Origin of the sequence: Clostridium sp. HMP27 (genome assembly GCF_000765165.1) — a bacterium.
In the GTDB taxonomy this organism is placed as follows: Bacteria; Bacillota; Clostridia; order Clostridiales; family Clostridiaceae; genus Clostridium_AK.
The window spans coordinates 1-19,423 of the sequence record NZ_JMFY01000024.1; the positions used below are offsets into that span (position 1 = coordinate 1).

Annotated in this window: 20 protein-coding genes; 13 read left to right on the forward strand and 7 right to left on the reverse strand. The window is 29.9% G+C overall.

The genetic code is table 11. The features are described from left to right. Positions 1 to 260 precede the first annotated feature (260 nt). From gyrA to dnaA, 7 genes are all read right to left on the reverse strand, one after another. The gene (gyrA, locus tag DP68_RS12605) at positions 261 to 2,690 is read right to left on the reverse strand and encodes a DNA gyrase subunit A (RefSeq protein WP_035310064.1); all 2,430 of its coding nucleotides are present in this window, start codon (positions 2,688 to 2,690) and stop codon (positions 261 to 263) included. A gap of 18 nt (positions 2,691 to 2,708) precedes the next feature. Beyond that, positions 2,709 to 4,622, reverse strand: a complete 1,914-nt coding sequence (gene gyrB / locus DP68_RS12610; RefSeq protein ID WP_035310066.1) for a DNA topoisomerase (ATP-hydrolyzing) subunit B — start codon at positions 4,620 to 4,622, stop codon at positions 2,709 to 2,711. A gap of 17 nt (positions 4,623 to 4,639) precedes the next feature. Beyond that, entirely contained in the window at positions 4,640 to 4,903 is a 264-nt protein-coding gene (gene remB, locus DP68_RS12615; protein ID WP_035310067.1) for an extracellular matrix regulator RemB, read from the reverse strand. Between the two features lie 17 nt (positions 4,904 to 4,920). Further along, a complete protein-coding gene (gene recF, locus DP68_RS12620) occupies positions 4,921 to 6,027 on the reverse strand; it encodes a DNA replication/repair protein RecF (RefSeq protein WP_035310070.1) in 1,107 nt (368 codons plus the stop codon). A 139-nt stretch (positions 6,028 to 6,166) separates the two neighbouring features. Next, a complete protein-coding gene (gene yaaA, locus DP68_RS12625; RefSeq protein ID WP_035310072.1) occupies positions 6,167 to 6,373 on the reverse strand; it encodes a S4 domain-containing protein YaaA in 207 nt (68 codons plus the stop codon). A gap of 14 nt (positions 6,374 to 6,387) precedes the next feature. Next, positions 6,388 to 7,491 (reverse strand): DNA polymerase III subunit beta, encoded by a 1,104-nt coding sequence (gene dnaN / locus DP68_RS12630; RefSeq protein ID WP_035310074.1) that lies wholly within the window; start codon positions 7,489 to 7,491, stop codon positions 6,388 to 6,390. 260 nt (positions 7,492 to 7,751) lie between these two features. Continuing rightward, positions 7,752 to 9,107 (reverse strand): chromosomal replication initiator protein DnaA, encoded by a 1,356-nt coding sequence (gene dnaA, locus DP68_RS12635; protein ID WP_035310076.1) that lies wholly within the window; start codon positions 9,105 to 9,107, stop codon positions 7,752 to 7,754. Positions 9,108 to 9,628: 521 nt separating this feature from the next. Between dnaA and rpmH the strand changes: the two genes are divergently transcribed. The 13 genes from rpmH to DP68_RS12695 all read left to right on the forward strand — a co-directional run bounded on the left by rpmH (position 9,629) and on the right by DP68_RS12695 (position 19,375). Beyond that, positions 9,629 to 9,763, forward strand: coding sequence for a 50S ribosomal protein L34 (rpmH, locus tag DP68_RS12640; RefSeq protein WP_035310078.1), 135 nt, complete (start codon positions 9,629 to 9,631; stop codon positions 9,761 to 9,763). A gap of 51 nt (positions 9,764 to 9,814) precedes the next feature. Beyond that, positions 9,815 to 10,153: a ribonuclease P protein component gene (rnpA, locus tag DP68_RS12645; RefSeq protein WP_035310080.1), complete on the forward strand. Its 339-nt coding sequence runs from the start codon at positions 9,815 to 9,817 to the stop codon at positions 10,151 to 10,153. Next, entirely contained in the window at positions 10,150 to 10,359 is a 210-nt protein-coding gene (yidD, locus tag DP68_RS19265) for a membrane protein insertion efficiency factor YidD (RefSeq protein ID WP_081957215.1), read from the forward strand. The genes rnpA and yidD overlap by 4 nt, the downstream gene beginning before the upstream one ends. An 18-nt stretch (positions 10,360 to 10,377) precedes the next feature. Further along, positions 10,378 to 11,037, forward strand: a complete 660-nt coding sequence (locus DP68_RS12650) for a membrane protein insertase YidC (RefSeq protein ID WP_035310081.1) — start codon at positions 10,378 to 10,380, stop codon at positions 11,035 to 11,037. Positions 11,038 to 11,052: 15 nt separating this feature from the next. Next, complete coding sequence (jag, locus tag DP68_RS12655) at positions 11,053 to 11,679, forward strand: RNA-binding cell elongation regulator Jag/EloR (RefSeq protein WP_035310083.1); 627 nt, start codon at positions 11,053 to 11,055, stop codon at positions 11,677 to 11,679. A gap of 72 nt (positions 11,680 to 11,751) precedes the next feature. Then, positions 11,752 to 13,131 (forward strand): tRNA uridine-5-carboxymethylaminomethyl(34) synthesis GTPase MnmE, encoded by a 1,380-nt coding sequence (gene mnmE / locus DP68_RS12660; protein ID WP_035310085.1) that lies wholly within the window; start codon positions 11,752 to 11,754, stop codon positions 13,129 to 13,131. Between the two features lie 9 nt (positions 13,132 to 13,140). After that, entirely contained in the window at positions 13,141 to 15,021 is a 1,881-nt protein-coding gene (mnmG, locus tag DP68_RS12665) for a tRNA uridine-5-carboxymethylaminomethyl(34) synthesis enzyme MnmG (RefSeq protein WP_035310088.1), read from the forward strand. Between the two features lie 82 nt (positions 15,022 to 15,103). After that, complete coding sequence (gene rsmG, locus DP68_RS12670) at positions 15,104 to 15,823, forward strand: 16S rRNA (guanine(527)-N(7))-methyltransferase RsmG (protein ID WP_035310090.1); 720 nt, start codon at positions 15,104 to 15,106, stop codon at positions 15,821 to 15,823. Between the two features lie 83 nt (positions 15,824 to 15,906). After that, positions 15,907 to 16,689, forward strand: a complete 783-nt coding sequence (locus DP68_RS12675) for a ParB/RepB/Spo0J family partition protein (RefSeq protein WP_035310138.1) — start codon at positions 15,907 to 15,909, stop codon at positions 16,687 to 16,689. Positions 16,690 to 16,868: 179 nt separating this feature from the next. Further along, positions 16,869 to 17,636, forward strand: a complete 768-nt coding sequence (locus DP68_RS12680; RefSeq protein ID WP_035310140.1) for a ParA family protein — start codon at positions 16,869 to 16,871, stop codon at positions 17,634 to 17,636. 3 nt (positions 17,637 to 17,639) lie between these two features. Continuing rightward, positions 17,640 to 18,500, forward strand: a complete 861-nt coding sequence (locus DP68_RS12685) for a ParB/RepB/Spo0J family partition protein (protein ID WP_035310092.1) — start codon at positions 17,640 to 17,642, stop codon at positions 18,498 to 18,500. A 51-nt stretch (positions 18,501 to 18,551) separates the two neighbouring features. Next, the gene (locus DP68_RS12690) at positions 18,552 to 19,055 is read left to right on the forward strand and encodes a DUF4446 family protein (protein ID WP_035310095.1); all 504 of its coding nucleotides are present in this window, start codon (positions 18,552 to 18,554) and stop codon (positions 19,053 to 19,055) included. A gap of 65 nt (positions 19,056 to 19,120) precedes the next feature. After that, positions 19,121 to 19,375 (forward strand): YkuS family protein, encoded by a 255-nt coding sequence (locus DP68_RS12695; RefSeq protein ID WP_035310097.1) that lies wholly within the window; start codon positions 19,121 to 19,123, stop codon positions 19,373 to 19,375. Positions 19,376 to 19,423 lie beyond the last annotated feature (48 nt).

The following is a 19,423-nucleotide window of genomic DNA, read 5'->3' on the forward strand; positions in this document are numbered from 1 at the left end:
TTCTTCTTGTCAACAACTTTTTAAAACATTTTTAAAACCTTTGTTGACTTATTTGTCGTTTCTTGTGACGACATGTGTTATTGTATCATGTATATACTATTGCTCTATTATTATATCTTTTATTATAGAATAATATACTCATCTTTCATTGTTTTTCTTATTTTTTCTTGATTTTTCTCATATTGATACACCAGAAAAAGTTGTAGTTAAGTTTAAACATAAAAATGCCCCTTAATTAAATTAAAGGGCATTTTTTTAAATTATTCAGTTTCTACTGAAGTATTTATTTTTGCAATTGCCAGTACCTTTTCATTCTCTACTGTTTTCATCAAGGTAACACCCATAGCATTTCTGCTTGTTATACTTATATCTGAAACTAATATTCTTATAGCAATATTACTGCTATTAATAAGCATAATTTCATCTTCATCTTTTACAATTCTTGCTGCAGTTATCTTACCTGTCTTTTCTGTAACTTTATAAGTAATTAGTCCTTTTCCACCCCTACTTTGAACTTTATATTCAGATAGATGTGTTCTTTTTCCAAATCCATTTTCACTAACTACTAATACATCTTTATCTTCTTCAACTATATCCATACCTACAGCTATGTCACCTTTTCTTAAGGTAATAGCTCTTACCCCTGTAGCTGATCTTCCCATAGGTCTTATATCTTTTTCACTAAATCTTATTGCAAACCCAGCTGCAGTTACTATAAATATCTCTGCATCTCCTCTTGTTTTCTTAATCTTTAGTAATTCATCATCTTCCCTTAAGTTTATAGCATTTAATCCATTCTTTCTTATAGAAGAGAATTCACTTAATGGAGTTTTCTTAATGATTCCATTTTTAGTTCCCATTAATAAATATCCATCATCCTTTAAATCCGCTATAGATATAACTTCTCTTACACTTTCATTAGGACTTAATGGTATAAGATTAATAAGATTTAGTCCTTTTGCTACTCTTCCTGCATCAGGTAATTCATAAGCCTTAAGCTTATATACTCTACCTAAATTAGTAAAGAATAATAAATTACTATGAGTTGATGTTACAAATATTCTTTCTATAAAGTCATCTTCCTTAGTTGTCATGGCTTGAATTCCTTTTCCTCCTCTTTTTTGTGAGGAGTATGCATCAGATGAAATTCTCTTTATGTATCCTGAATGAGTTAAAGTTATAACAACTTCTTCCTCTTGTATTAAATCTTCTATATCTATTTCATCTATTCTCTTTTCGATCTGAGTTCTTCTCTCATCTCCATACCTATTCTTTATTTCGTTTAACTCGTCTTTTATAATTTTTAGCACAAGCTCTTCACTTGTTAATATCTCTTTTAAATAATTAATTGTCTTTAAAAGTTCTGCATATTCCTCTTCTATTTTAGCTCTTTCTAATCCTGTAAGCCTTTGAAGTCTCATATCAAGAATGGCTTGAGCTTGTTTTTCAGATAATCCAAATCCACTCATAAGGCCATTTCTAGCTTCTTCTGTATTTTTAGAACCTCTTATTACCTTAATTACTTCATCTATATGATCTAGAGCTATTCTTAATCCTTCTAAAATATGGGCACGAGCTTCTGCTTTATCTAGCTCAAACTTAGTTCTTCTTCTTATTACTTCCTTTTGGAATTCTATATAATAAACCAGCATTTGCTTTAAATTTAAAACTTGAGGCTCATTATTTACTAGTGATAACATTATTATTCCAAAGGTATCTTGCATTTTTGTATGTTTATAGAGTTGATTTAAAACGATATTTGCGTTAGCATCTCTTTTAATTTCTATTACAACTCTCATACCATCTCTATCTGATTCATCTCTAAGATCAGAAATTCCCTCTATCCTTTTATCCTTTACTAAGTCAGCCATATTTTCTATAAGCTTTGCCTTATTTACTTGATAAGGCAATTCTGTTACTATGATTCTTTGTCTTCCCTTTTCTTCTTCTATTTCTGCCTTAGCTCTTACAAGTATCTTCCCTCTTCCAGTTTCATAAGCTTCTCTTATACCATTAGTTCCAAGTATTATACCTGCTGTAGGAAAATCAGGTCCCTTTATCTTAGACATTAAATCTAACACAGTAACATCAGGATTATCTATTAATAAGTGTATACCTTCTATTACTTCACCTAAGTTATGAGGAGGTATATTAGTAGCCATCCCTACGGCTATCCCAGATGAACCATTAACTAGCAGATTAGGAATACGTGAAGGAAGTACTAATGGCTCCTTTTCAGAACCATCAAAATTTGGTACAAAATCCACCGTATTTTTGTTAATATCTTTTAACATTTCTACCGCAATTTTACTCATCTTAGCTTCTGTGTATCTCATAGCTGCTGCAGAGTCACCATCTACAGATCCAAAGTTTCCATGGCCATCTACCATTGTATATCTTATAGAAAAATCTTGAGCCAATCTTACTAACGCATCGTAAACTGAACTATCTCCATGAGGATGGTATTTACCTAATACGTCCCCAACTATTCTGGCACACTTCCTATAACTTTTCTCTGGAGAAAGTCCTAATTCCTGCATAGAATATAATATTCTTCTATGTACAGGTTTTAGACCATCACGTACATCAGGAAGTGCACGACCTACTATAACACTCATAGCATAATCTATATAACATCGTTTCATTTCTTGCTTTATATCTACTTCTAAAACTTTACCTTCATTGAACATTAATTTCTCACCTTCCAACTATATATCAAGGTTAACAACTTTTTTAGCATTTTCTTGTATAAATTCTCTTCTAGGCTCTACCTTGTCACCCATAAGTATAGTAAATATTTCATCTGCTGCCATTGCATCTTCTACTGTAGCTTTAAGAAGAACTCTATTTTCTGGATTCATAGTTGTATCCCAAAGCTGCTCAGCATTCATTTCTCCAAGACCTTTATATCTTTGAATATCTGTATTATTATCTCTTCCACCCATCTCAAATAGTACTTTTTCTAGCTCTTTATCTGAATAAACATACTGTTCTTTTTTACTTTTAGCTATTTTATACAATGGTGGTTGTGCTATGTAAACATGCCCTTGTTCTACTAATTCTCTCATATACCTGTAGAAAAAAGTAAGTAGTAGTGTTCTTATATGCGCACCATCTACATCAGCATCTGTCATTATTATTATTCTGTCATATCGTATTCTTGAGATATCAAAATCTTTTCCAATTCCTGCTCCAAAAGCTGTTATCATCGATCGAATAGTATCTGAATTAAGTATTTTATCCAACCTTTGTTTTTCAACATTCATTATCTTTCCTCTTAAAGGTAAAATGGCTTGAAATCTTCTATTTCTACCCTGCTTTGCAGATCCACCCGCAGAATCTCCCTCTACTATATAAATTTCACATTCCTTTGGATCCTTTGATGAACAATCTGCTAGCTTTCCTGGTAATGCTGTATTTTCTAAAACAGACTTTCTTCTAGTAAGCTCTCTAGCCTTTCTTGCTGCTTCTCTTGCACGAGAAGCCGTTAATGATTTATCTATTATAGTTTTTGAAATTTGAGGATTCTCTTCTAGGAAAATAGATACACCTTCACCTACTATACTATCAACTATACCTCTAACTTCACTATTTCCAAGCTTAGTCTTTGTTTGTCCTTCAAACTGTGGATTAGTTAATTTAATTGAAACTACCGCTGTAAGACCTTCCCTTATATCTTCACCTGAAAAATTTTTATCATTTTCCTTTAAAAATCCAAATTTCTTAGCGTAATCATTAAATACTCTAGTTAATGCATTTTTAAAACCTGTTAAATGGGTTCCCCCTTCTACAGTATCTATATTGTTTGCAAAAGAAAATATATTTTCTGTATAGCTGTCATTGTATTGAAGTGCTATTTCTACTAGATAATCATCCTTATTACCCTCAATATAAATAGGTTCATCGTGTAAAGCTTCCTTATTTCTATTTAGATAAGTTACAAAGGATTTTATTCCTCCTTCATAATGAAATTCATCCTCTTTATCTACTCTTTCATCTATTAATATAATTTTAATTCCCTTATTTAAAAATGCTAGTTCTCTTAATCTTTGAGCTAATGTATCATAATCAAAATCAATTTCTTCAAAGATTTCAGGATCCGGCTTAAAATAAGTTCTAGTTCCATGTTTATCTGTAGGTTCTAACTTATCAAGACCTGTAATTGGCTTTCCTCTTTCATAGATTTGCTTCCAAATGTATCCTTCTCTTGCAACTTCAACTTGACAAGTTTCTGAAAGAGCATTTACGACAGAAGCACCAACTCCATGAAGGCCTCCTGAAACCTTGTATCCTCCTCCACCAAACTTGCCTCCTGCATGTAGTATAGTCATAATAACCTCTACTGTTGGTTTTTGCATTTTAGGATGCATACCTACAGGCATCCCCCTACCATTATCCTTAACTGTAATAGAATTATCTTCATGTATAAATACGTTTATTTCATCACAATAACCTGCTAAAGCTTCATCTATGCTGTTATCTACTATTTCATATACCAAGTGATGTAAACCTCTAAGGCTTGTGCTTCCTATATACATCCCAGGCCTTTTTCTTACTGCTTCTAATCCTTCTAAGACTTGTATCTGACTATCATCATATGCTTCATTGTTATTTTGTTCCATATATATCCTCCTTAGCCTTAAAGTTCATAATATATTACTTCTGATCGCTTATTTAAAGTAGACGATGAAATTGGAGATAGATATATTTTACTTTTTTTATCTACCTCTGCAATAATAAATGATTTTGGTTTTTCCTTAGTTATGCGATATATAAATCCATCCTCTTCGGCCATTCTTAAAAATTGTGCTGTATCTGAACTATACATACAAGTTTCTATATCAAAAATACCTATTACATCTTTTAAAGGCACTACAACATTTTCACCTAAATGTAAAAACACCAATATTCCTCCTTAATTTAGAGTATATAATTTCTTTCCATACATTTTCCATTAGTTACTGTAAAGATTTTCGAATCATCTTTTTTTAGATAATTTTTTATATCATTAAATCCAGTACATGTTATTATTGTTTGTATATTATTAATAGAGTTTAATATATACCTTTGTCTCTTGGAATCAAGCTCTGAAAGTACATCGTCTAACAATAGTACTGGGTATTCTCCTGCAATTTCTTTTATTATTTCTAAAGATGCAAACTTTATAGTTAAAACTGAAGTTCTTTGCTGCCCTTGAGAGCCAAAACTTCTTGCATCTATATCATTTATTTTAATAATAAAATCATCTCTATGTGGTCCCAAGGAAGTAGTTCTTTTTTCTAGATCCTTTTCCCTATTATTTATAATTGCATCTAGAAACTCTTTTTCATTGCATTCCATGAAATTTATAGATGAGCAATAAGAAAAGCTTATATCTTCCTTTCCAGATGTTATTTCCTTATGTATAACCTTACCCTTACTATTGAGATTTTTAATATAGGCTTTTCTGTCCCTCACAATAGCTGTTCCATAACTAGACAATTGCTCATCATATATATCTAGCATATTCATTAAAGATTCATTTTTATGTTTAATAACCATATTTCTTTCGTTTAAAATCTTATTATATTGAACTAAGTTATGATAATATGCTTTACTCAACTTACATAATTCTATATCTAAAAATTTTCTTCTAAAGGATGGAGATTCTTTTACAATTTTTAAATCTTCAGGAGAAAACATTACCACGTTTAATACTCCTAAAAGTTCAGAAATCTTATTTATCTTAATAGAATTTATATTAATTCCTTTCTTTCCCTCTTTGAAAACTTTTATTTCAATTTTTTTATCTAATCTTTCCTTTTCAACGTAAAGTTTTATATAAGCACTTTCTTCTTGCCAATTTATAAGTTCTTTATCTCTAATTGTTCTATGGGATTTTCCTATACTTGAATAATAAATACTTTCTAAAATGTTGGTTTTCCCTTGAGCATTATCTCCAATAAAAACATTGACATTTTTACTTAATTCTATACTTAACTCTTTATAATTTCTATAATTAATTAACTGTAAATACTTTATATACATACAAAACACCCATTATGTAATTATATCATAATATTTTCAATTCAGCTAAATATAAATAAAAGAGTTAAGATCTGCTTAAAATCATGCCTTTAACAAAGCCTTTATTTGAATATCTTAAACTCTCTTAACTCGTATTATATTAAACTATTATAAACTCTTCTCCATCTAATTCAATTTTGTCGCCTTTTGTTAACTTCTTCCCTCTTCTGGTTTCAATTTCTCCATTTACCTTTACCATTTCATTTTGAATATAATATTTTGCATCTGAACCTGTTGATATAGCCCCACACCATTTAAGAAAGGCATCTAGCTTTATTATATCTGTATTTATTTTTATTTCAATCATATCATTAATTCCCCTTAGTTATTTAATAATCTAACTGGTAATACAAGGTAAGTACAATTGTTTACTTCATTATTTTTTATAATACAAGGCGTTACACTGCTAGACAATTCCATGGATATTTCTTCTTCATCCATTATTTTCAAAGCATCAATTAAATACTTTGAATTAAATGCAATTTGCAGCGGCTGCCCTTGCAAAATTATGTTTAATTCTTCTCTTACCATTCCCAATTGAGAATTCGAAGTGATAATCATATTTTCTCCCTGTATATCTAATTTTATTAAATTCGTATTCCCATCCTTGCCCATTAATGATGCTCTTTCTATACATCCTAGTAATTCTGATCTCTTAGCTATTACTTTAAGATTATATTCATCTGGGATTATGGATTTATATTTAATAAATTCGCCCTCTAAAAGTCTTGATACTATTTTAGTTTCTCCTATTGTGAATAAAATATGATTTGGAGTAAATGTTATATTAACTTTTTCATCAGTTTCTTCTAGTATCTTAGATACTTCATTTAAAGTCTTCCCTGGTATTACAGCGCTTATTGTACTTTCACTATCAATATATTCAGATTTTACTGCCAATCTGTATCCATCAAGTGCTACTAAATTGAGTTTTTTATCCTTTATTTCAAACAATAATCCTGTAAGTATTGGGCGAGTTTCTTCTTGTGCTACAGCAAATATAGTTGATTTTATCATACTCTTTAGTATGCTTTGTGGAATTTGAACAATTGTATTTTCATTTATAGTCGGTAGTTCAGGAAAATCTTTTGCATTCATATGAATTAAAGTAAACTTAGATTTTTGACATATTATTTCTATTGAATTATTGTCCTTTGTAGTTATTTCAATTGTATCATTTGGTAATTTTCTTATTATTTCCCCAAATATTTTTGAGTCTACAACAATTTCGCCCTCTTCAATTATGTCTGCTTTTATTTTAGTTTCTATACTTAGATCAATATCTGATCCTGTTAATACAATAGATGATCCTAAAGCTTTTAATAAAATACCTTGTAATACAGGCATTGTTGATTTTCCTGTAACAGCCTTTTGGGCAATAGATATACCTTCTTGAAGATTGCTTTTTTCGCATGTAAATTTCATATGTAATCCTCCTTAATTATCAACACTAAATATTCTTCTTAGATAGAATAGATATAATAGATATTTATAGTAGTAATAGTAGTAGGGGCTGTGGAATTGTTGATAAGTGCCATCAGGCTAGATAAATCAACGAAAAATAAGAAAAAATAATTGTGGATAAGTTGTTCTGCGTCAACTAACTTTATCCACATAATTATATAAAATAAAAGTTTTTATTTTTATCCACAGCTATTAATAAAAAAATAATACACAAGTGTTAGCTATTTTTGAGTTATTTTCTTAGTTAGTTCACTAACCGCGTTTTGTAAGGACTCATCTTCCTTTAAACTTGAAGAAATTTTTTCATATGCATGTATAACAGTAGTATGATCTCTTCCTCCAAATTCTTCACCTATTTTAGGCAGTGAAGTATCGGTAAGCTTTCTACAAAGATACATGGCAATTTGCCTTGGGAAAGCTACATTTCGTGTTCTTCTTGCAGACTTAAAGTCTTCAACTCGCAAATTAAAATAGCTAGAAACTATATCTTGTATGGATTCTATAGTAACTTGCTTAGAATGCTTATTAGATATAATATCTTTAAGTGCTTCTGAAGCTAAGTCTACACTAATTTCCTTGTTTGTTAATGAGGAAAAGGCGACTATTCTAATTAATGCTCCTTCAAGTTCTCTTATATTAGACTTTATTTTAGTGGCTATGTATACTAACACTTCATTTGGAATACTTAAGTTTTCTACATCGGCTTTTTTCTTTAGTATTGCCATTCGAGTTTCAAAATCAGGTGCCTGAATATCTGCAATAAGTCCCCACTCAAATCTAGAACGAAGCCTATCTTCTAATGTAGGTATTTCTTTAGGTGGTCGATCACTTGATAAAATTATTTGTTTATTTGACTCATGTAAGTCATTAAATGTGTGGAAAAATTCTTCCTGAGTTCTTTCTTTTCCTGCTATGAATTGAACGTCATCTATTAAAAGTACATCTATATTTCTATACTTATTGCGGAATTCTACATTTCTATCATCTTTTATAGAATTAATAAGTTCATTTGTAAATTTTTCAGAAGAAACATATACAACCTTAGAGTTAGGATTATTATTAAGAATATAATGACCAATAGCATGCATTAGATGAGTTTTTCCCAGTCCAACTCCTCCGTATATAAAAAGTGGATTGTAAGCTTTTGCAGGGGCCTCAGCTACTGCTAAAGATGCTGCATGAGCAAATCTATTACTATTGCCTATGACAAAGGATTTAAAAGTATACTTAGGATTTAGCATAGCTGACATTTCATCATTTACAACTATATTATTATTTTTTTCAGGTATATTATTAGAAGGACTTTTTTCTAAGTCTATTACTTCTTCTGTAGATACTATAAATTCTACATTATATCTTTTAGAAGTTATAAGTTTTAAAGCATTAATAATGAGATCCTTATATCTACTACTCAAAATGCCTTTAGTAAAATCATTAGGGACACATAAATAAAAACAATCCGCTTCTATTTTTAAAGGAACAATGCTTTTAATCCAAGTATTAAAACTTACCTCTGTAAGCTCTCCTTTAATAATAGTTAATGCATTTTCCCATATATCTTTTAATTGGGCATTCATATTTTATCCTCCAGTTCAAAATATTAAATATTAAATTTAAATAGAAAATTCCCTAATTAACAGTAAATCTACAAATTTATACACATCATTATAGGTTGTTGACAATTATCAATAAAAATATTCACATGTTAGTATTTTTGTACATAGTTTTTTATTCAATTGTTTATCAACATGTGTTAATAAATAATTGATAACACTATTAACATATGAATAACTAGGTAAAAACAGGTCTAGAATATGTATTAGAAAGAATAAAACAAAAAATATAACAACTTATACACAGAGTTATCAACAAGTGTGGATAAGTTAAATATAAACAAAGGTTATCAACAGTCCTTTATTAATAATATCAAAACGCATATAGGTATTCAAGAAGTTATCCACAAAAAATAATTTTAAAATATTAACAAACCCTTTTTCTTGACAGAAAGGGTAGGTATATATATAATTTAATAGTAAAACTATAAATAAGGTAGTAAGTTAATTGCTATACACATTATACAAAAAGGGGGTGTAGCTCAATGTTTATGACATACCAACCAAAAAAGAAGCAGAGAAAGAAAGAACATGGATTTAGAAAAAGAATGAAGACTAAATCAGGAAGAAATGTTCTTCAAAGAAGAAGACAAAAAGGTAGAAAGAGATTGACAGCATAAGGCCGCATATTGTGGCCTTTTTCTGCAACCGCAAAAAAGGAGCAATAGATGATGAAGAAGTATAAGTTAAGAAAGAATGCAGAATTTAGAGTGGTATACAGAAGAGGAAAGTCTTTTTCTAATGAATTATTAGTTTTATATATGTATAAAAATTATAAAAATAAAGATAGTAGATTTGGCATATCAGTTAGCAAAAAAGTAGGTAAAAGTGTAGTAAGAAGTAGAGTTAAAAGGTTGATTAGAGAAAATGTACGTCTTAGATATAATAGTATAAAAGAAGGCTATGATTGTGTAATTATAGCAAGAAATCCTGCCAAAGATAAGGATTATCACCTTATAGAAAAGTCCTTGTTAAATTTGTTAGAAAAGGCAGGTTTAATTAAGAATTGAGAAGTATTATAATATTGGTAATTAAATCATATAGAAAGTATATTTCACCTCTTAAAAACCCATGCTGCAGGTTTTACCCCACTTGTTCTCAATATGCATTAGATGCTATCAATAAATATGGAGTATTAAAAGGAAGTTTTATGTCAATTAAAAGGATTCTAAGATGTAATCCTTTTAATCAAGGGGGATATGATCCTGTTGAATAATTTGACTGGAGGTTTATAATGAGTATTTTAAACAATGCGTTGATTCAATTCTTTGTTTTTATTCATCAGTTAGTAACGAGTTTTATTACAAATCCTAACTATTCTTATGGTATAGCCATTATATTAGTTACATTAATAATAAAGTTAATATTGTTACCGTTAAATATTAAATCAATTCGTTCTAGCGTAAGAATGAATGAAATACAGCCAGAAACAAAAAAAATTCAAGAAAAATATAAAAATGATCCACAAAAGTCCCAACAAGAAGTAATGAAGCTTTATAAGGAAAGAGGTATAAATCCATTAGGGGGATGTTTACCTATATTAATTCAATGGCCAATATTAATAGCCTTATATTATGTATTTAATAATATTACAGGAATAAATGGTGTGAGTTTTTTATGGGTAAAAGATTTAGCACAGGCAGATGTAGTGCTTGCAGTTTTAGCTGGAGCTACTCAATACTATGCATCATTATTGATGGCGCCTCCAGGAGATAGTCCTCAGGCTAAGCAAACTGGTACGATGAATATTAGTATGTCATTATTTATGATATTTATAAGCTGGAGGCTTAAATCAGCCTTAGTTTTATATTGGGTAATAAGTAACATAATTCAGATGGGTCAGACACTTCTTACAAAGAAATTAGAGGAAAGACATAAGGCACTTAATGCTTAAAGGGGGGCTTGCGGTATGAAATATATTGATATGACTGGAAGAACCATAGCTGAAGCTACAAAGAACGCTTTAAGGGAATTAAATGTTACAGAAGATAAGGTAAAGATAGATATTTTAGATCAAGGAAATAAGGGTCTGTTTAATTTAATTGGTTGTAGGCCAGCAAAGATAAGAGTTACAGTTAAAAAGGACTATATATCTGAAGCAAGAGAATTTTTAAGAGAAGTTTTAAATTCTATGGGCATAAAGGCTGAAATAAGAATTAGAGAAGAACAAGATGCTTTAAAGATAATTCTTGCAGGTCCTGAAATGGGTTTACTTATAGGATATAGAGGAGAGACATTAGATTCACTACAGTATCTTGTAAGTCTTGTTATAAATAAGGATCATGAAGAAGAGTATAAGAGAGTTATATTAGATACAGAAAATTATAGACAAAAGAGAGAAGAAACTCTTAAAAGGTTAGCTTTAAAGATAGCGAATAAGGCTAGAAGAACAAGAAAGGTTGTTAAATTAGAGCCTATGAATCCTTATGAAAGAAGGGTTATACATTCTGTTCTTCAAAATGACCCAGAAGTAAAAACATATAGTGAGGGAGAAGAACCTTATAGAAGAGTTGTAGTAGATTTAAAGAAAGCCTAATATGGCTTTCTTTTTAAATTTATAGTAAAATGAGTTAATTAGTTAAACATTATTAAATATGAGGTGAAACTTATGAAAGAGTTTGATACTATTGCTGCAATTGCAACAGTGCTTGGCGAAGGCGGTATTTCTATTATAAGAATTTCTGGAAGTAAGAGCTTAGATATTGTAGATAGTATTTTCAAGGGAAAAAATAATAGGAATTTATTAGATATAAGTCCATATAGCATGAGATATGGTTTTATAATAGAAAAAGAGACGGAAGATATATTAGATGAAGTTTTGGTAACGTATATGAAGGGACCAAGAAGTTACACTGCAGAGGATACAGTAGAGATAAATTGTCATGGTGGTGTTACGCCAACAAAAAGAATATTTCAAGAAATTATAAAGGCTGGGGCAAGAGTTGCAGAGCCAGGTGAATTTACAAAGAGAGCTTTTTTAAATGGTAGAATTGATTTAAGCCAGGCAGAGGCTGTTATAGATATAATAAGAGCTAAAACAGAATTATCCATGAAGTCAGCGGTACTTCAATCCAACGGTAGAATTTCTAAGGAGATAGATTCTCTAAGAAATAGGTTACTTCAGACTATAGCTCATATTGAAGCAACAGTAGATTTTCCTGAGGATGACTTGGAGGAAGTTACATCTAATCAAGTTAGTATCCAAGTTGAAAATATAATAAATGAAGTAAGTGAACTTTTAAGTACTGCAGATGAGGGTAAGATTTTAAGAGAAGGATTAAATGTAGTTATAGTAGGTAAACCTAATGTAGGAAAATCTTCTTTATTAAATGCTTTACTAAAAGAACAAAGAGCTATAGTAACTGAGGTACCAGGAACCACAAGAGATGTTATAGAGGAATATATAAATTTAGATGGTGTACCTATTAAGATAATAGACACAGCAGGAATTAGAGAAACAGAAGATATTGTTGAAAAAATTGGTGTAGAAAAATCAAAGGAAAAAATAATAGAAGCTGACTTAATTATTTTTATGATAGATTTAAGCAGGGAATTAGATGATGAAGATAAAGAAATAATGGATTATATACGAGATAAGAAATATATTGTTTTACTAAACAAAAGTGACTTGGAAAATAAAGTAGTTAAGCAAGATTTAGCAGGTTTAAATTTAAAATACATAATTGAAAGTTCAGCTAAAAGCGGCAAGGGACTAGATGAGCTTAAAGATTCTATAAAGGAATTGTTTTTTAAAGGGGAAGTAAAGAATCAAGATATAATTATAACTAATGCTAGACATAAGGAAGCACTAATTAGAGCAAAGGAAAGCTTAAGCTCAGCTCTAGATACGTTAAATAATACTTTAGCAATAGATCTATCATCTATAGATATAAGAGATGCATGGTCAAGGCTCGGAGAAATTACAGGCGATACATTAGAAGAAGATATTATAGATAAAATATTTTCAGAATTTTGTTTAGGAAAGTAGGGAGAGTATATGAAGTATTATGCAGGAGATTACGATGTAGTAGTAGTAGGAGCAGGCCATGCAGGCTGTGAGGCTGGCCTTGCAGCTGCTAGGATGGGATCCAAGGTACTAGTATGTACGATAAACTTAGATAGTGTAGGTATGATGCCTTGTAATCCTAATGTTGGAGGAACAGCAAAAGGACATTTAGTAAGGGAAATAGATGCCTTAGGTGGAGAAATGGGGATAAATATAGATAATACCTTTATCCAATCTAGAATGCTTAATACCTCAAAGGGACCTGCTGTGCATTCATTAAGAGCACAGGCAGATAAGCAGAAGTATTCTCAAAGAATGAAAAATGTTTTAGAAAGCCAAGAAAATTTAACAATGAAACAAATAGAAGTAGTTGCATTGGATGTAGAAGATGGTAAAATTAAAGGTGTGCTTACAAAAAATGGTGCGTATTATAACACTAAAGCTGTTATCCTTGCCACAGGAACATACTTAAAAGGTAAAGTGATAATTGGAGATGTAAGCTATAGTAGTGGACCAAATGGGTTATTTCCTGCGCAGGACTTATCACAAAGCCTTATAGACTTAGGAATAAGTTTAAGAAGATTTAAAACTGGTACTCCAGCGAGAATAAATAGAAGAACAGTAGATTTTTCTAAAATGATAGAACAACCAGGAGATGAAAAGATAGTTCCATTTTCATTTATGAGTGGAGAAATAACTAGAGATCAAGTTTCATGCTATTTAACTTATACAAACGAAAAAACTCATGGAATAATAAGAGAAAACATACATAGATCTCCGTTATATAACGGGTCTATAGAAGGAGTAGGACCTAGATATTGCCCTTCTATAGAGGATAAGGTAATGAGATTCCCAGATAAGGAACAGCATCAAGTATTCATTGAGCCTGAAGGAGAAAATACTGAGGAAATGTATGTAGGAGGTATGTCTAGTTCCTTACCAGAAGATGTCCAAATTGCAATGTATCGCAGTGTTCCTGGTCTTGAAAATGTAGAATTTTTAAGAACAGCATATGCAATAGAATATGATTCTATAGATTCTACACAATTAAAGTTATCCTTAGAATTTAAAGAAATAGAAGGGTTATTTGGAGCAGGCCAGGTTAATGGAAGCTCAGGGTATGAGGAGGCAGCAGCACAAGGACTTGTAGCGGGAATAAATGCTGCTTTAAGGGTGAGAGGACAAGAACCTTTTATACTACAAAGGTCAGATGCATACATAGGAGTTCTTATAGATGATTTAGTTACAAAGGGAACTAATGAACCATATAGAATGATGACTTCACGTTCAGAATATAGACTTTTATTAAGGCAGGATAATGCAGATTTAAGACTTACAGAAATGAGTTATCAAATAGGACTTGTTACTGAAGAAAGATACAAAAGTTTCATAAGTAGGAAGGAAGCTATAGAAGGGGAAATAGGCCGTATAAAAGCCCTTCAAATAACAAATAAAAAAGAGATAAATGAAATGTTAATATCCTTAAATTCATCAGAGTTGAGAAAACCAATAAGCTTATATGAGCTTATAAAAAGACCTGAATTAGATTATTTTAAAGTTTACGAATTAGATAAAGATAGAATTGAATTGCCGTATGAAGTACAATATGAAGTAAATACTATGGCTAAATATGAGGGATATATACAAAAACAATTAGAGCAAGTAGAACAGTTCAAGAAATTTGAGAAAAAGCTTATTCCATCTGAAATCAATTATAGTGAAGTGCATGGTTTGAGAATTGAAGCAGTACAAAAATTAAGCAAAATTAAGCCTATGAATATAGGGCAGGCATCTAGAATATCTGGAGTATCTCCAGCAGATATTTCTGTACTTCTTATTTATTTAGAGCATAAATATAGACTTTCAAAGTAATAAATTAATTTTAAATAAAATATAAATTACACTTATATATGAATTATATAATTCATATATAAGTGATTTATGGAGGATAAATATGCAATATTTCGATATACTTAAGGCTTCTTGTGAAGATATAAATATTGATTTTGATGAAAATAAGTATAATCAGTTAATACAGTATAAAAACTTATTACAAGAATGGAATGAAAAAATTAACCTTACTTCTATAACTGAAGATGAGGAAATAATAAAAAAACATTTTATAGATAGCATAAAAATATATAAGTTTTCTCCTTTAAAGGATATGAAAAGGATTATAGATGTAGGAACTGGAGCAGGGTTTCCAGGACTGCCTATTAAAATAGTCGATGAAAAAAAGCAAGTGGTTTTATTAGATTCACTAAACAAAAGAATAAATTTTCTAAATGAAGTTATTAATACACTTAAACTAGAGAATATCCAAACTGTTCATGGAAGGGCAGAAGATGTTGCAAAAGATAAAGGTTATAGAGAGTGCTTTGATGGTGTAGTTTCTCGTGCTGTAGCAAATATGAGTGTATTAAGCGAGTTTTGCTTACCATTTGTAAAATTAAATGGATATTTTATTGCAATGAAAGGGCCAGCTGTAGAGGAAGAAATTAAAGAAGCCAAAAATGCAATAAGTACTTTAGGAGGAAAGATAGAAGATATAATAGGAATCGACATAGAAGAAAGTGACTTAAGACATAATTTAGTTATTATAAAGAAGATAAAAGAAACCCCAGGTAAATATCCTAGAAAAGCTGGATTAGTTAATAAGAGTCCTTTAAGATAAAAATTTTATTTAATTATAGAAGGAATTTTAATGGTTAACAGAGAAATTTTAAATAAATGAAAGCACAAGAGGGATGGGTTAATATGGAACAAAAGGTTAGTTATATAAATACTGAATTGATTTCTCCTAATGTGTATCAACCTAGAAAGTTTTTTAACGAAGAAGCCATAGAGGAATTATCAAAATCCATAAAGGTTTATGGCATTATTCAACCTTTATCTGTAAGAAGGGTTAGTGAAGATAAGTTTGAATTAATAGCAGGAGAAAGAAGATTAAGGGCAGCAAAGAAGGCAGGTTTACAAGAGGTACCTGTTATAATTGTTGATGTGTCTAATAAGGATTCAGCAGCAATAGCATTATTAGAAAACATACAAAGAGAAGACTTGAATTTTTTGGAAGAGGCAGAAGCATACTACAATTTAATTAAAGAACATAATTATACTCAAGAACAGTTGTCGGAAATTATAGGTAAAAAACAATCTACTATAGCTAATAAAATAAGACTGTTAAGATTAACTTCTGGAGTTAGAAAGATTTTAATAGAAAATAATCTTACAGAAAGACATGCTAGGGCCCTTCTTAAGTTACCGGCAGAAGAGCTTCAAAAAAAGGTTTTAAGTGTCATAATTAAAAAAGGTTTAAATGTAAAGAAATCAGAAGAGCTTATAGAAAAAGAGTTAAATAAGTTAATAGAAAAGAGTTCTTCAAAAGAGGAAAGAAAAAAAATCAAAGGTATTTTTAGTCCTAAGGTTTATATAAATACTATTAGACAAGTATTTGATAAGTATGGTCTAAATGCACAGTATTCATCTCAAGATTCAGAAGAAAGTATTCAAATTATGATTACAATTCCAAAGAATAAATAATTCAATAATATTATAACAAATGTTTCACGTGAAACATTAAAAACTATGTGATGAGTGAAAATAACATTTTAGCACATAGTTTTTTTATTTTTATACAATTTTTTTAAATAAGTACTTTTTTTATATATTATATGACTATATAATAAAACTATAACTAATATTATGAGGCGGTGAATATGGTGAAGGTAATTACAGTATTTAATCAAAAGGGTGGAGTGGGTAAGACAACAACTAATATTAATTTATGTTCATACTTAGCTATGGAAGGATATAGAGTTCTTTCTATGGATATAGATCCTCAGGGTAATACCACTAGTGGATTAGGTTTCGATAAGAGAAAAATTAAAACATCTATTTATGATGTAATCACTGATGATACCTCTATAGAAGAGGCTATGATAAAATGTGAATTTGTAGATAATTTTTACATAGTTCCTTCAACTATGTCTTTAGCAGGAGCAGAAGTGGAAATAATAGATAAGGTTAATAGGGAAAAAATATTGAGAGAAAAAATAAAAAGTGTTGAAGGAAAGTTTGATTTTATATTTATTGACTGTCCTCCATCATTAGGGTTTTTAACTATTAATGCTTTAACTGCTTCTAATAGTGTATTGATTCCTATACAATGTGAATTTTATGCATTAGAAGGAGTTGGACAACTTGTTAATACTATTCAACTCGTTAAAAAGTCATTAAACCCCAATATTGATATTGAGGGAGTAGTCTTAAGCATGTTTGACAGTAGAACTAATCTTTCAAATGAAGTAGTTAGTGAAGTTAAAAAGTATTTTAAGAACAAAGTATATGATACAACTATTCCAAGAAATATAAGACTGGCAGAATCCCCTAGTTTTGGACTGCCGATAATGTTGTATGATAATAAATGTAAAGGTGCAGAGGCGTATGAAAAGCTAGCTAAGGAATTCTTAGAAAGGCAGGAGAATTAAAATATGAGTAAGAAGTTTGGATTAGGAAAGGGATTGGGGGCATTAATTCCTGAAGATACTTCAGAAGATAATCTCTTGCTAAATGGGATGCAAAAGATAGATATTTCGCTTATAAGAGCTAATAACACTCAGCCTAGAAAGAGCTTTGATGAAGAAAAAATAATGGAACTATCAGAGTCAATAAAACAGTATGGAGTTATTCAACCTATACTTATTACAAAAGATGATGATACCCATACATATACAATTGTAGCTGGAGAAAGAAGATGGAGAGCGGCAAAGCTTGCTGGGATCAAAGAAGTACCTGTTATTATAAAGGAGCTAAATAAAAAAGAGATTCTGGAAATTTCCTTAATAGAAAATATACAAAGACAGGACTTAAATCCAATTGAAGAAGCTAAAGCATATAAAAATCTTTTAGAAGATTTTAAGTTAACGCAAGAAGAATTGAGTAAAAGAGTTGGTAAATCTAGAACAGCTATTACAAATTGTATTAGACTTTTAAATTTAGATGAAAGAGTTCAAGACTATGTTATAGATGGAGTTTTAACTGAAGGGCATGGCAGAACATTGCTTGCTATTGAAAATAAGGAATTACAATATAAGATATCTCAGATGATTATAGATGATAAATTAAGTGTAAGAGAAACTGAAAAATTGATAAAATCACTAAACAGAGACAAAGAGAAACAAAGAAATAATAAGCAAATTAACAATATATATTATGAAGATATAAAAAATAAGTTAGAAGAGTTATTTGGTACAAGAGTAGTTTTGAATAGCAATAATGACAAAGGAAAGATTCAAATTGAATATTATTCTGAAGAAGACCTTCAAAGAATATTAGATATATTAAAACTTTAAGTAAATTATAAAATGTTTCACGTGAAACAATAACATGAAAGGAGATATTATATGGAAAGCTTAATTGCAGCACTAAATGAAGTTCAGCCCTTTATAATAATAGCTCTTGTGGCAATTGTAATTATATTAATTATAGCTATAGCTGTACAGGGAAAGGCAATAAGTAGATTAGAGGTAAAGTATAAAAGACTTATGAGGGGAGTAGATAATAAAAATTTAGAAAAAGTAATAACAAGTTATTTAGATAAAATAGATGAATCTGTAGAAAAAACTGAGCATATCAATGATTTATATAATGAGTTAAGTATCAAAATTAACTCATGCATTCAAAAGTTTTCAATTGTAAGATATAGAGCGTTTGAGGATGTTGGAAGTGACTTGAGCTATTCAATAGCCTTATTAGATAACAGTAATAATGGAATAATTCTTACTGGACTTTATGGAAGAAATGAAAGTACAACTTATGCAAAGCCTATAGATAAGGGTATATCAAGATATGAATTATCTGACGAAGAAGATCAAGTACTACAAGATGCAATGAATGATAATGAATAATATTTAAGCATAAGTATAAAAAATCTCGTTTGGGGTAATATTTACCTTAAAGGAGGTTTTTTACTATGGTAATATGTGTTTCTGAAGAACTTAATCATATATCAAATGAATTAAAAAAAAGAGGATATAGCATAATAAAATCCCTTGGAGAATGTAATTGTGATGTTATTATATGCAATCTAAAGGACGGGGGATTAAGCAAATTAACTATGGAACATACCTTGAAAAATGAGGGGATTCTTATAATAGACCTTGGAAGTAAAAATATAGATGAAATAGAAAACATACTCAATAATAGAACGGATAACTCCATATTTTAGATTGTTTTTTATATAAGGCGATGCTTAAATCATATATGATAATAATTA

Coding starts and splice junctions, on each gene's coding strand:
- gyrA (WP_035310064.1), bottom strand. CDS start 2,690: ATGTTCAATGAAGGTAAAGTTTTAGAAGTAGATATAAAGCAAGAAATG.
- recF (WP_035310070.1), bottom strand. CDS start 6,027: ATGTATATAAAGTATTTACAGTTAATTAATTATAGAAATTATAAAGAG.
- rpmH (WP_035310078.1), top strand. CDS start 9,629: ATGTTTATGACATACCAACCAAAAAAGAAGCAGAGAAAGAAAGAACAT.
- DP68_RS12675 (WP_035310138.1), top strand. CDS start 15,907: ATGGAACAAAAGGTTAGTTATATAAATACTGAATTGATTTCTCCTAAT.
- gyrB (WP_035310066.1), bottom strand. CDS start 4,622: ATGGAACAAAATAACAATGAAGCATATGATGATAGTCAGATACAAGTC.
- DP68_RS12650 (WP_035310081.1), top strand. CDS start 10,378: ATGAGTATTTTAAACAATGCGTTGATTCAATTCTTTGTTTTTATTCAT.
- dnaA (WP_035310076.1), bottom strand. CDS start 9,107: ATGAATGCCCAATTAAAAGATATATGGGAAAATGCATTAACTATTATT.
- DP68_RS12685 (WP_035310092.1), top strand. CDS start 17,640: ATGAGTAAGAAGTTTGGATTAGGAAAGGGATTGGGGGCATTAATTCCT.
- yaaA (WP_035310072.1), bottom strand. CDS start 6,373: ATGATTGAAATAAAAATAAATACAGATATAATAAAGCTAGATGCCTTT.
- rnpA (WP_035310080.1), top strand. CDS start 9,815: ATGAAGAAGTATAAGTTAAGAAAGAATGCAGAATTTAGAGTGGTATAC.
- dnaN (WP_035310074.1), bottom strand. CDS start 7,491: ATGAAATTTACATGCGAAAAAAGCAATCTTCAAGAAGGTATATCTATT.
- mnmE (WP_035310085.1), top strand. CDS start 11,752: ATGAAAGAGTTTGATACTATTGCTGCAATTGCAACAGTGCTTGGCGAA.
- jag (WP_035310083.1), top strand. CDS start 11,053: ATGAAATATATTGATATGACTGGAAGAACCATAGCTGAAGCTACAAAG.
- mnmG (WP_035310088.1), top strand. CDS start 13,141: ATGAAGTATTATGCAGGAGATTACGATGTAGTAGTAGTAGGAGCAGGC.
- rsmG (WP_035310090.1), top strand. CDS start 15,104: ATGCAATATTTCGATATACTTAAGGCTTCTTGTGAAGATATAAATATT.
- DP68_RS12690 (WP_035310095.1), top strand. CDS start 18,552: ATGGAAAGCTTAATTGCAGCACTAAATGAAGTTCAGCCCTTTATAATA.
- DP68_RS12695 (WP_035310097.1), top strand. CDS start 19,121: ATGGTAATATGTGTTTCTGAAGAACTTAATCATATATCAAATGAATTA.